Origin of the sequence: Segatella copri (assembly GCF_026015625.1) — a bacterium.
In the GTDB taxonomy this organism is placed as follows: domain Bacteria; phylum Bacteroidota; class Bacteroidia; order Bacteroidales; family Bacteroidaceae; genus Prevotella; species Prevotella copri_H.
This window is the reverse complement of the sequence record NZ_JAPDVG010000001.1, coordinates 3614341-3626671: the sequence shown is the minus strand read 5'-3', so window position 1 is coordinate 3626671 and position 12331 is coordinate 3614341. Positions and strand designations below refer to the sequence as shown.

The window sequence follows — 12331 nt, the reverse complement described above, 5'->3', positions numbered from 1 at the left end:
ATCAATTACCTGTTTTTTCTGTCAATTATTATTTGCGCATTACCACCTTCTTTCCATTCCGGATATAGATGCCCGGCTGGGTAACTTTGGTAAGTTTGCGGCCATCCAACCCGTATACTGCATCAGAAGATGAAGAGGCGGCTGCACTGCCCGTGCCCTGCGATAGAGCCGGCTTCGTGATGCCTGTAGTCGGCGCCTTGCGGTAGAGCGTAATGCGGCGGCGCAACGTATTGGCATTCCAGCGGTCCAGCCACATGCCGTCACGCTCTATATCTACATGTATCTCGTAGGTGCCCTCTGCCAACTCAGAAAGATTCACGGTATGGCGGGTAGAACCCGTAAGATCCGTATCATTGTTGCACGGAATGCTCACTCTGCTGATGCTGCTCGTATACGCAGTCTCGCCCGTAGCCACATTGACCAGACGGTAGCGCATGCGGGTTTGCAGACTGCCCTGCGTCAGATACTTCATATAGCCCGACATACCCAGCACCAGCTGCGGCTTCTGATCCAGGTCGAAGTAATGGGAAGGCACATAACTGCCCGCTTCATCCAGGAGTTTCACCGATGTAACGGTCACCCTGCCTTCGTAGTTGTTAGGATATACCTCGAGCAGGAAATCTTCCGGCACCGGAATCTCGTAGACACCAGGATTCTTCGTCTCGATATTGTGGTTGAAGCGGAGCTTCATGCGATACTTGCCTGCCTTGAGCTCATGAGAGCCGGTAGGGCCCGAATAGGATGTCATGAACCTCACGAGCCACTGGGTAGTATCCATGCGCTGCGCCACCATGTGGATGAGATAGGCATTCGGTACCTGATAGGTTTCACCCACCAGATTTCCCGTGCCCTCCAGTTCCACCTGTAACTCGCCGCGAGCCTGATAGCGGCTCAGGTTAGATACATTCAGCAGAATGCCTGCCAACTGGCTGCTGTACTGATAGGCTGGCTCCAGCACCTCTGGTTTTCCCGCAAGCAACAGGTGAGGCTTGTTGTCTGCCTGTACCAGCGTAACCTCGCCACGGTTTACAATCATCGGCACGGAATTGCCATTCACCATCTGCCTCCAGTTTTCCCAAACACCCTTGTCAGCATCCAGGAGCCGGCGGCCCAAAGGTCGCAGAGTGTAGGTGCCGTCTGCCAGACCATCTATCTCATTCAGGTCCATCCTCCACCAGTCATATTCGAAATTGTAGCTGGTATAATAGGTAGCCCAAGTCAAGATACCCGACTGCCCGAAGACATGCATACACTTTCCGTCCTGCGTAAAGAGTCCGATGCCTATCTGTCCGGTATAGGCGCCTCCGGCATCCTGAGCCACATTGCGGGCTCCCACACCTTTGATCTGCGCCGGAATAACCGACTTCACCGTCATTCCTTCACTCGCCTGAAACTGCAGTCCCTGGTCATTGTTCACCGACAGCACCACCGGTTTAGGCTGCAGCGGTTCTATCATTCCGTCGTTCGGATGCACGAAGAGCGCTATCTGGTTTTCGTAGTAACAGCCGTCGCTGCCGTAACCTCCGCCAGCCGTCGCTGCTGTATTGATGTCGAAATAGCCATTGTCCAGACCAGCCCATCCCCAGTTTATATGCACCAGTCCGTTCTCATCATAGCCATCATATAAAAAGGCATGGTCGCCGCCCGTCATGAAGACCGGACAGCCGAGAGACAGTTCCTGGTAGATAGCCTGCAGAAACTCGCCGCCCGGCAGTCTGTCCTTCTCCAGCTGGCGCACATTGCAGTTGTAATCGTTCTCGAGGGTATTCCATAACTTTGCCTCATCACAGAGGGTTCCGTGCACACCGTAGGTAGCCTGGGCCAGTTTTCCCAAGTCGCGCATCAGCACGCCCACTGCCTGTGCCTGAGCCTCGCTGTACCCTCCTCCGCTGTAGGAATCGAGCATGTTGTCCCAGTCATAATAATCGTATGCCATGGCACCCTTACCCCGGTTTACCCCCTCGGGTCTCATCTTAGGCCAGCGGTGGGCATAGAGCACCTGTGCCATCGCCGTGATGGTACAGCCCGTATAGGTAGGCTTGCCGCTGGTGCTGCTGCGCGGGGTATAGTAGTTATAAGGATAATCCTGGCTCCACTCCGCACTGACGAGCGGTTTTACCGATGCCTTCGGCGGTTTGGCATAAACCGGCGTCACGCTGATGCTGTCTACCTTCACCAGCTCCACCACCCGTGCATATCGCTCCAGGAGTTTTTTCATCGGAGCCGACATATTTTCAGCATCCAGTCTTCCCCTGTCGCTATATCCCAGTACCCCGCCTACCCGGTCATCACCCGCCACGATGACGAAGCCTTCACCATCCTGGTTGTTGAAGAGGTGGAGCGATGGTTCTGAAGTACGGGTTCCGCGGCTTTTCACCACCGACGGACCCACACTCACAGGATTTCCGATAAACTTTTTTGCCATTGTCTGCGCCTTGTTCACGTCTACCGGTCCGGCATAGACATTCATAGCACATATCGCCGATACGGCTATGGCGTAAAATTTCTTATCCATCATATCTCAGGTCAAAAAGAATTATCTGATTACCGTTTTCTTGCCGTTCACGATATAGATGCCCGGCGTCGGCTTGCCGTTCACCTTGCGTCCCTGCATGTCGTAGATGCCCTCCGGTTTTTTCTGCTCCTGAACAAGGTTAGGACGGATGCCTGTAGTGCCATGATTGCGCACACTGCAGCGGGCAGCATTTTCTATCTTCCCGGTCTTGGTGTTGAAGAGCACCGCTGCTATCTCTATCTTGCTGCGGTCGCGGATCACGCTGTATTTGTTTACACCCTCAAAAGTGGTGGAGTGCGTCTTCACCTCGTCTGCCCGGAAGTCGGTCATCTTCGAGTCCTCCAGTCCGTTGTCCATACCCTGCGATTCTATCGCTACATGGTTATACACCATGCCCTTTACCTGCGACCACCCCTCTACATAGTTGGCAGCATCGGCATAGAACTTCATCTCTTCGGGTGCATCCTTATAACTGTCGCTGGAATACTCGGCATAATTCGACTCCTGTCGCCATTTGTCGTCGCTCAGTCCGCTGGCAGTCATCACATAGCCTATGGCAAACGTTTCTCCCTCATCAGGCAACATGCATGGTTCTACCTGGGTTTTCACACGTATGTTATTACCGTTCTCATCCCATTCTGCGTCCACCTCCATGTTCATGTAGGTAACCTTGCTCTTTTCTATCTTGAAAGCATCGGTAATGTCAAAACCGGCAGCCTTGTTATCACGTGCCACCCATACGGCAGGAACCGTTACGGCATAGCGATCTATCAAGCCTTCGTATACCAAACGGGATACAACCTTGCTGATATCATCAGTTTTATGAACAGAAACAGCCACTACATCGTCGGGATACATACGCGCTATGGCATCGGTAGCCACCAGTCCGATAGGACAGTGCCAGCACCACATTCCCGCATAATCTTCTACCAGTACCCGCTTGTGCGGCATCTTGTTGACCGTGCAGCAGGTAAGATAGGCATATCCCGCCGAAGCCTCGTTATACTGTCCGTTCACCTGTGTGATATTGAAGAGCACCTCTTCCTTTCCCAGTTTCTGGCCCGGTTTGATAGGAATTTTTACCTCTCGCGTTTCTCCTTCCTTGAGCGGCTGGTCGAAGTGCAACACGAAAGGTCCCTCGCTCACCTGCTTATCTGTATAATAAAAGGTATAGCTGATGCTGGTCACCTCGGTATCACCCCAGTTGGTCAGTTTTAGCGGCACCGCCGTTTCCTTATCCCCCATTTTCAGGAATACGTTGCCCGGCGTCATAGGCGCCACCGAATTCTTTGCCCAGCAGCCAATTCTTTCCGCTATTTTCTGCGCCTGTTGCCAGGATTGTGGCCCGGCAGAAAGATGAGGTGGCAATACGAATAAGATTAGCAGCGACACTGCTGTTAAAATGGTTCTTTTCATCTTGTTTTTCTCGTTAAATAATTACTAATTTTGAGTTTCTGTTTTATTCTGTCATCTCATGGATCACTACGAGTCACGCCGACCCGTCTTTTCGGCTACAAATATACTATAATTTTTCCAAGACAGGACACGCTTAAACTTTTATTAACAGATATCCGTTATTTTTTCTTTTAAACCGACCGTTCGCATGTAGTACTGTATAATCTTCAAAGCAAAAAACAGCCTAAAAATTTGGAAGTTACAAATATTCAGCGTATCTTAGCAGATGATAAACTGCACTCGGCAAAATATTCAAGCAAGCTTGATATTCTGCGCTCGTTAGCATTATCTTTGCAGTACAAATAAAAACATAAAGCGTATGAAACAGGTAGAAGAAAGATACATCAGCTTGCTGACCGATTTCGGCTTCGACCGCCTCTTCGAGGAAGCCGAGATAGCCAAGTTTACTCCTCAGGAAATGAGGGAGTACGAGACCAGCAAGATGGCATATCGCGACATCAAGAATTCCGTAGACACAGCTAAGCGTGAAGGTATAGCTGAAGGTATGGAAAAGGGTATGAAGGAGGGAATGGAATTAGGTATGGCGAAAGGTAAGCAAGAAGGTCTTGCGGAAGGTATGGAAAAAGGTATGAACCAGCGAAGCCTTGATATTGCCAGAAATATGCTTGCTGATGGCGTTGACCTCAATCTGATTATGAAGTATTCCGGTCTTACCCAGGAACAGATAGAAAAATTGAAATAAGATATTATCTTAGAGGTAACAGATAAGAAATTCCCCTGCCTACTTTCGCAAGCAGGCTGGGGGCTTATACTTTCCGGGGATTTTGCCTTGCAGCAGATTCCGGGAAAGTATTTATAATGCTATAAAAACAGCACTCCGCTTCACTGCGTCGGGCTGACGATTCATAAATAAAAGTAAAAGTTTGAGGGGGCTCTCGCCCGCTGAAACAATTTCGACCTGTATGGTTGAAAAGTTTTATGGTTACATTCAAGCACATGAAGAAGAATACCCAAGTGGTTAAGTCAGCTAACTCAAGTGGTTCAGTCAAGAAACTCAAGTAGTTCAGTCAAGAAACTCAAGTAGTTCAGTCAGCGAGTTCAGACGTCTCTGTTGGCTGATGCAGACGTCTCGATAAGCTTACAGATACGTCTCCGTTAGCCTACGCAGTCATATTTGTAACCCTACGCAGTCATATTCGTAACCCGATGCAGTCATATTCGTAACCCTACGCAGCCATATTTGTAACCCCACGCAGCCATATTTGTAACCCGATGCAGCCGTATTCGTGAATAAGTTTTATGTAATCATCTATCATCCATCACGATTTGGGGTTATCCCTCACGATATTCTCACTACACATTACCAGATACTACCTGAGGGCTGGGGATAACCTATCCCCAGAGCATAAAGAGGTTAGGTCATTTCATCACAGCCGTATCTGCTCCTGGCATCTGTCTGCCACCTCCTTCCTATGCGTAACACAGATAATAGTCTTATCGGCATACGAAGTAAAGAGACGGTCGAAAAGAAGCTTCTCGGTTTCGGCATCTAGCGATGAGCTGATTTCATCAAGCAACAGAATATTACCCTCGCGCAAAAGACTGCGGGCTATAGCAATGCGCTGTGCCTGACCGCCACTCAAACGGGTGGCATGCTCTCCTATCTTCGTATCCATACCTGTCGGCAAACTGAAAACGAAATCGGCACAGGCTACATGAAGGGCTTCGGTAAGCTGCTCATCGGTAGCCACGGGATTGGCAAGAAGAAGATTATCGCGAATGGTTCCGCTCATCAGCGTATTACCCTGCTCTATATACACGATATGCGAACGCATACTGGTTCCTTCTACCATTTTGCCCTGTGCATCATACAATACAATCCTTCCGCTATCGGGCTGGATGATACTCGACAGCAGGCGCAGGATAGTGGTCTTGCCACAACCGGTTTCTCCTACTATCGCCACAGATGTGGCGGGACGGAAATCATAAGAGAAATGACTGACAACAACTTTCTTTCGCTCATCGGGATATGAATAACTCACATCCTGAAGACGGATGCCGCAAGCACGCTGCAAAGGTATAGAAACATCTGCCTGTACCAGAGATTCCTCCTGCTCGGTATTTTCTATTTCTACCAACCGGTCTACACTCGCTGATGCATGAATCAGCTGGGGAATCATGCCCAAGAGCGACATGATAGGACTCTGTATCTGCCCCACCAACTGCAGGAAGGCTGTCATCACACCAAAGGTTATCAACCCGTTCTTGAGTTGGATGGCACCATAGACAAAGGCTCCGAAATAGCCGTAACTGAAAGTGAAAGCCAGGAGCAGACGGGATATCAACGTAAAACGGATACGACGGCGGACCAGATGATGCAAACGCTGCTGCATGCTGCCTACCCTACCGGAAACCGCGCTCTCTGCCTGCAAGGTCTTGATGGTGAGTTCATGTTCTACCGTCTCCTGAATCATCATCTGTATGCTGCTCTCCTCCTCGCGTATCGCCAGCGTCATCTTCTTGAGTCGGCTGCCGAGATACTTGGCACAGACTGCAACTACCGGTGTCAACACCAGAAGACTCCATGCCAGAATGGAATCGATGGAACGCATCAGGAAGAAGGCACCGAAGAGCTGCACCAGGGTGACTACGATTGTGGGCAGGATATCCGTAACTACCGAAGAGGCTGATGAGAGATCGCGCTCCAAACGCTGGCTGATGTCGCCGGAAAGCATATCAGAAGCAGGCTTTCCGGAACCAGCCTCAGCCTGATGCTTAACGGCATAGAGTTTCCTGCCCAGCACAAACCGGAAGAGGCGGCTACGCATATCATTCTGGAGGATAACCTCGGTGATGCCGGAAAGATAGAATACCAGCTGGCGAAGGGCTATCAGCAGGGCGATGACAGAAAAAAGCACGATGGTTTCGCGCAGCACATTGCCACGCAAGATCACCACATCGATGAACCGGCGACACAGCCAGACGAGCCACAAGCCTAATGCTACCTGCAGAAGACCGGCGATGATGCGCAACAGCAAACGTCCACGGACAGCAGACATCTGGCGGAAAAACCATAGTGCATACTTCCTCATACCAGTCCCTCTTTCTGCCACTGAGCAATAATCGCCTCGCAGTCTTTTTCTGCCTGAGCCATGACTACATCATACTCATCGCACAGAGCCTGAGCCAACGAAGCTATCGTAAATTCACCCTGTTTCTCAGCCGCCTTCCAAAGAAACGCAGCTGTTTCGTTGAGACTAATCAACTTGGTAAAGTCTACAGCTTGCATACCTTCGGCTGTTACCACATACTCACCGCAAATTTCGCGGAGCTTGAAATCTTTCTTGATCTTCATTGTATCTTGTTTTTTAGTTTTTATATGATAAACGGATATAGAGCTTGATTATTTTAAGCAAGACCCTACGCACAGGCCTCAACCTCTGCCATCTGTGCCAGTTTCTGAGCGCTTTCTGCGAGATGAGACTCTTGCGGCTGCCGTCGGGGCAGATGACAGCATGCGCCTTCGCAATGACATCCTTGCGCAGGCAATGCTCCTTAAAACCGAGATTTCCATCGCCCGTCAGCACGATACGGCAATCATCTGCAGAAAAGGATGCGGGGGAAGCTGCTCCTGCAACAGGCTCTATCCCGATGATGCGATGCACCACCGGATAGCCTTCTTCTACCCTCGCCATCACGATATCGCCCACCTTCAACTCGCCTTCTACCGGATAGAATTCTACGCAATCTCTATCACCTACGATAAAGGGAAGCATGCTGGTTCCTTTGACCGGAAACTTGACAGGACGACCTTCACGGATGAATAGCTCGAGCGCGGCTATTGCCTTATATTTTGAATCGGATGTATTCATCTTTCTATTGTACGATTGGTTTTTACCCGACGGTTGGTTTTACTGACTGATGGTCTGACTGCAAAGGAGGGCTGCACCGGCATCAGGCAGACAGTCGAGCAGATAAAGCCGGGTAGCCCCGATCAGCTTCTCTATCGTTTGATGCTGGCCATCTGCAATTTCCTTCTCCCATGCCTTGCCGGAAACAGAAGTCTTGATAGACACATAAGACTCTATGACGGTCTGTTTTCTGATTTTATTCTCTGGTGCCTGGCGCAATTGGACAATTGCCCCTATCGGATATTCCTCGTTCTTATAGCAAGGTGTCTTTCCGCTCCAAGGCGAGCCACTCACCATGGGCGTTCCTTCGTGCGATATATATACCACCGGGTTATCATCATTGAGCAGTCGGGTACCCTCGATATATTTGAGCCACAGTCCGGAATGCGTACTCTTGCCCGTTCCGCTCTTGCCCAGGAAGAGATAAGCCTTTCCCTCCTTTACTACGGTAGAAGAATGAAACAGGAGTGTATCTCCGGCAGCCGAACGCATGGCATAGAGCAGCATCAGCGAGGTGTCAACGGTTGCCTTGAGGGATCCGAAAGCCGACTTCTGGCTGAAGGTGCCAGCAGGAACCAGAAGACTGGAATGCTGATAATCATGACCTGTAACCAGTATCGATTTCATATCAGTCATTGCCATCAGGAACGCCTTCTGCTTCTCTCCCAGACTACCGCTGATAATGAGCTGTCCCTCCTCATCCTGTCTGCATTCCTCCTTGAAACCGGCAGGTTTCCTCAGTTCTTCCCCGCTTTCGTTCAAGGTAAGAGAGAAGGAGGTCAGGGCAGCAGACGCGACCTGTTCATCGCATTCAAACGCCTGATAAGCCTCCAGTAAAACAGCCATCATCTCCTGAGAGGAATCAGGATAAGAAAGGCTGAACCCGACATGGGCTACCTGATAATGCTTTATAATAGATTCCATTATTCTGTAAATTCATTTATGCTCCCTATAAGGAACGGTTCAAGTTTTTCATTACTGCAACAAAGGCTCAGAGGCCTCATTGTCTGCAATTTCGCAACAAAAATACGATTTTTATCTGAGAAAGCCAAATCTTTCTCTATCTTTCTTCAAATTACTGAAGTTTTGCAGATGGAAATCGGCGCACAAAAAAAAAGAGATGAAGCTAAATCTACGTTGCTTCATCTCTTTTTTATGATCTCATATTCAGTATCTTACTGCATATCGTAAACCACCTGCATGAGTTTCTTGCCCAGTTCATCAGCCTGTTCCATGGTAGAGGCCTCGCTATATACTCGGATGATAGGCTCGGTATTACTCTTGCGGAGGTGAACCCACTTGTCAGGGAAATCGAGCTTGACGCCATCGATATCTGTTACGGTGACATCCTTCTCCTTACCATACATCTCCTTAACCTTCACGAGGATTGCATCTACATCGGTAGATGGAGTGAGGTCGATGCGGTTCTTTGCGATGAAATAGTTAGGGAAGCTGGCACGGAGCTCGCTCACCTTGCAGCCCTTGTGAGCCAGACTGCTCAGGAAGAGGGCGATGCCAACGAGGGCATCACGACCGTAATGGCTCTCTGGATAGATAACTCCACCATTGCCTTCACCACCGATAACAGCGTGAACATCCTTCATCTTGGTAGTTACATTCACCTCGCCTACAGCAGCTGCAGTGTACTTGCCACCATGCTTCTCTGTAACATCACGGAGGGCACGGGTAGATGAAAGGTTGCTGACGGTATTGCCTGGAGTCTTGCTCAACACGTAATCTGCCACACTTACCAAGGTATACTCTTCGCCAAACATCTTGCCATCTTCGCAGATGAAAGCCAGACGGTCAACATCAGGGTCTACAACGATACCCATATCGTAGCCACCCTTCTTCAACTCATCCATGATACCACCGAGGTTCTTCTCCAATGGCTCCGGATTATGAGCGAAGTCGCCTGTAGGCTGACCATTGAGGAAAGTATATGCTACCCCGAGCGCATCGAGCAACTCAGGAAGTATAACGCCACCAACAGAGTTGATGGAATCTACACAAACCTTGAAGTGGGCATTCTTGATTGCTTCGACATCTACGAGCTTCAAAGCAAGTACGGAGTCGATATGGCGCTTGTTGAAGGTATTGTCTTCAGTATATTTTCCGAGATGATCCACATCCGCATAGTCGAAGTCTTCCTTCTCTGCGATACCCAGCACCTCGTTACCATTAGCTGCTGTGAGGAACTCACCCTTCTCGTTGAGGAGCTTGAGGGCATTCCACTGACGTGGGTTGTGAGAAGCTGTGATGATGATACCGCCGGCCGCACCACTCATGGTAACAGCAAGTTCGGTGGTAGGAGTAGTAGCCAGACCGATGTTCAGCACATCGTAGCCCATGCCCATGAGGGTTCCACAAACCACATTCTTTACCATCTCGCCAGAGATGCGTGCATCACGGCCTACAACGATGGTATTACTCTCTGAAGCACCGCTACGGCGAATGAAGGTAGCGTATGCTGAAGTGAACTTTACGATATCGAGCGGATTCAAAGTATCGCCCGCTGGACCGCCGATAGTACCGCGGATACCAGAAATTGACTTAATCAGTGTCATAAATATATCTCTTTTTATGTTTATCTTCCTTTCTGCAGAGTCATGTCGTAGACACATGCCTGCACACTGCCCGATGCCGATGTGGTACCGTAAGAGTGAGGTACGAGCAGGCGGACATGAGCGATGCGTTCATCATCAGTCTTCGGTCTGCCTATCTTAATCCAGGTGAATGGTATGAGCCAGCCGCTAGGCACGGTAGAACTTACACTGCCATAATTGGATGAATTATATGTATTGGCCATCAGACTAGCTGAAGGATCTACGAAAGAACCGGTGAATGTACCGGAAGTATTGGTAACGCTTATCTTATCTACATAATAGGAATAAGCAGGAACTTTGTTTGAAAGCGTGAGACACTTATCGCTCATTTCAGCAGCATACGAAAGGTTATACTCATCAAAGCGGACCAATACATCTACCGATGTACCTTTCTTGATATAGTCGCCACATCCCTGGTCAATCACCTGCATGTAGATACCGTTACTGTTGAAAAGTACCCATTCGTTGTTGTTCTTTGCTGTATCCGTCAGTTTCTCATTATTTTTCCAACGTCTGTTGAACTCATCCTCAGAGATGACCTTAATATTTTCCTTACGCAAGAAAGAGCTGATAGAATCGAGCTCTCTGTCGCGCATGTCCTTATAAGTCTCACTATCATTGCATGCGGCAAACGATAAAACAGCCGCAAAAGCAATCATTGCAAACAAAAATTTCTTCATTCTTCTTTTTAAAATCTGATTTATTGGGCAAAGGTACAAAAAAGATAAGACAACACCGAGAGGAATAGGTTGATTTTATTATTATTTATCACTTATTATCATCCTATTGCCTCAAAACGGGGTTGTTTTCTGTCTTTTTCGTCATTTCTAAGGAAAAAAACGGCTACTTCAGCATATCGGCGTATGCCAGGATAGCCTTCAGTGCTATCTGCTCTGCCTCCTGTATGCTGCAAAGCAATTTGCCGCCAGAAGCATTGCGATGACCGCCACCATTGAAGAACTCGGCTGCCATCTTATTGCATGGGAAATCGTCTACCGAACGGAGACTTACCAATATGCGATTGTCTATATCCGTATCTTCACGAAGAGAAATGGAGAGTTTGTGTCCCTTGATGGTAAGAGGTACGTTCACCAATCCTTCCAGATCGCCCTTGATAAAGTCATACTTCTTCAACTCTTTACGGGTCACGGTATAGAAACTGGCATGAAGTCCCTCTACTACCTGCAACTTTTCATTCATCAGATAGCCACGGAACCGGACTGCCGGAATGCGGGCATTATTGAAGACATTACGGTAAATCTTATCCTTGTCGATGTTCTTGGTAAGCAGCAAGCAGATGATGTAATAGATATAAGGCTGGGTAGAATTATAGGTGAAACCGCCCGTATCGGTCATCATGCCGCAATAGATGCAGGTAGCCCAGGTCTGATCCATCTGTGGGAAACCTCCCAACTGCCAGACTACACGGAATACCAGGTCGCTGGCACTGCTGGCATGTGGCTGCGAAACCAGCAGCTTAGCCTCAAGATTAGGAGACAGATGGTGGTCGATGATGACACGCTGAGTCTTGCAACCCAACAATAAATGATCCATCTCATCAAGACGTCCCTCACTGCTAAAGTCAACACAGCATACCAGATCGGCTTCATCGAAAGCTCGCTGCACCAGTTCAGGCTGTCTGTCATATCGCAGGATACCGGCAGCTCCAGGCAACCAGGAAATAGAATCCGGTATCATATCCGGCACACAAATGTCAACTTTCTTGCCCAAAGAGCGAAGATAACCAGCCCATCCCAAAGAAGAGCCGACGGCATCACCGTCTGGCGACTTATGTGCACAGACGACAATACGATGAGAAGCCGCTATCGTCTCTCGGAGAATAGCGGCTTCCTGATCTGTCAATATATTAATGTTTATATCCA

The 12331-nt window shown here is 48.9% G+C and carries 10 protein-coding genes; 1 reads left to right on the top strand and 9 read right to left on the bottom strand.

Going from position 1 to position 12331, the window contains the following annotated elements; genetic code table 11:
• Window positions 1–28 precede the first annotated feature (28 nt).
• Both ONT19_RS15030 and ONT19_RS15025 read right to left on the bottom strand, forming a co-directional pair.
• Window positions 29–2515: a C10 family peptidase gene (locus ONT19_RS15030; RefSeq protein WP_264953243.1), complete on the bottom strand. Its 2487-nt coding sequence runs from the start codon at window positions 2513–2515 to the stop codon at window positions 29–31.
• Between the two features lie 21 nt (window positions 2516–2536).
• On the bottom strand, window positions 2537–3931 hold the full coding sequence (locus tag ONT19_RS15025) for a hypothetical protein (protein WP_264953242.1): 1395 nt from the start codon (window positions 3929–3931) through the stop codon (window positions 2537–2539).
• Window positions 3932–4289: 358 nt separating this feature from the next.
• On the opposite strand from ONT19_RS15025, the gene ONT19_RS15020 reads away from it, so the two are divergent.
• Window positions 4290–4673 carry a hypothetical protein gene (locus ONT19_RS15020; protein ID WP_234564652.1) on the top strand — a complete coding sequence of 128 codons (384 nt, stop codon included), beginning with the start codon at window positions 4290–4292 and terminating at the stop codon, window positions 4671–4673.
• A gap of 685 nt (window positions 4674–5358) precedes the next feature.
• On the opposite strand, the gene ONT19_RS15015 is transcribed toward ONT19_RS15020, so the two are convergent.
• The 7 genes from ONT19_RS15015 to ONT19_RS14985 form a co-directional block, all read right to left on the bottom strand.
• Window positions 5359–7023 (bottom strand): ABC transporter ATP-binding protein, encoded by a 1665-nt coding sequence (locus ONT19_RS15015; RefSeq protein ID WP_264953241.1) that lies wholly within the window; start codon window positions 7021–7023, stop codon window positions 5359–5361.
• Entirely contained in the window at window positions 7020–7286 is a 267-nt protein-coding gene (locus ONT19_RS15010) for a PqqD family protein (RefSeq protein ID WP_118415655.1), read from the bottom strand. The genes ONT19_RS15015 and ONT19_RS15010 overlap by 4 nt, the downstream gene beginning before the upstream one ends.
• A gap of 13 nt (window positions 7287–7299) precedes the next feature.
• The gene (locus tag ONT19_RS15005) at window positions 7300–7803 is read right to left on the bottom strand and encodes a S24/S26 family peptidase (RefSeq protein WP_218435482.1); all 504 of its coding nucleotides are present in this window, start codon (window positions 7801–7803) and stop codon (window positions 7300–7302) included.
• 39 nt (window positions 7804–7842) lie between these two features.
• Entirely contained in the window at window positions 7843–8766 is a 924-nt protein-coding gene (locus tag ONT19_RS15000; RefSeq protein WP_264953240.1) for a hypothetical protein, read from the bottom strand.
• Window positions 8767–9017: 251 nt separating this feature from the next.
• Window positions 9018–10409 (bottom strand): phosphoglucosamine mutase, encoded by a 1392-nt coding sequence (glmM, locus tag ONT19_RS14995; protein ID WP_203055442.1) that lies wholly within the window; start codon window positions 10407–10409, stop codon window positions 9018–9020.
• A 20-nt stretch (window positions 10410–10429) separates the two neighbouring features.
• On the bottom strand, window positions 10430–11128 hold the full coding sequence (locus tag ONT19_RS14990) for a DUF4827 domain-containing protein (RefSeq protein WP_118151588.1): 699 nt from the start codon (window positions 11126–11128) through the stop codon (window positions 10430–10432).
• Between the two features lie 163 nt (window positions 11129–11291).
• Window positions 11292–12326, bottom strand: a complete 1035-nt coding sequence (locus ONT19_RS14985) for a DHH family phosphoesterase (RefSeq protein WP_437183487.1) — start codon at window positions 12324–12326, stop codon at window positions 11292–11294.
• Window positions 12327–12331: the final 5 nt, after the last annotated feature.

Excerpts from the sequence above, each read along its gene's own strand:
- ONT19_RS15005 (WP_218435482.1), bottom strand. The coding sequence starts at position 7,803 with ATGAATACATCCGATTCAAAATATAAGGCAATAGCCGCGCTCGAGCTA.
- ONT19_RS15025 (WP_264953242.1), bottom strand. The coding sequence starts at position 3,931 with ATGAAAAGAACCATTTTAACAGCAGTGTCGCTGCTAATCTTATTCGTA.
- glmM (WP_203055442.1), bottom strand. The coding sequence starts at position 10,409 with ATGACACTGATTAAGTCAATTTCTGGTATCCGCGGTACTATCGGCGGT.
- ONT19_RS15010 (WP_118415655.1), bottom strand. The coding sequence starts at position 7,286 with ATGAAGATCAAGAAAGATTTCAAGCTCCGCGAAATTTGCGGTGAGTAT.
- ONT19_RS15020 (WP_234564652.1), top strand. The coding sequence starts at position 4,290 with ATGAAACAGGTAGAAGAAAGATACATCAGCTTGCTGACCGATTTCGGC.
- ONT19_RS15015 (WP_264953241.1), bottom strand. The coding sequence starts at position 7,023 with ATGAGGAAGTATGCACTATGGTTTTTCCGCCAGATGTCTGCTGTCCGT.
- ONT19_RS15030 (WP_264953243.1), bottom strand. The coding sequence starts at position 2,515 with ATGGATAAGAAATTTTACGCCATAGCCGTATCGGCGATATGTGCTATG.
- ONT19_RS14990 (WP_118151588.1), bottom strand. The coding sequence starts at position 11,128 with ATGAAGAAATTTTTGTTTGCAATGATTGCTTTTGCGGCTGTTTTATCG.
- ONT19_RS15000 (WP_264953240.1), bottom strand. The coding sequence starts at position 8,766 with ATGGAATCTATTATAAAGCATTATCAGGTAGCCCATGTCGGGTTCAGC.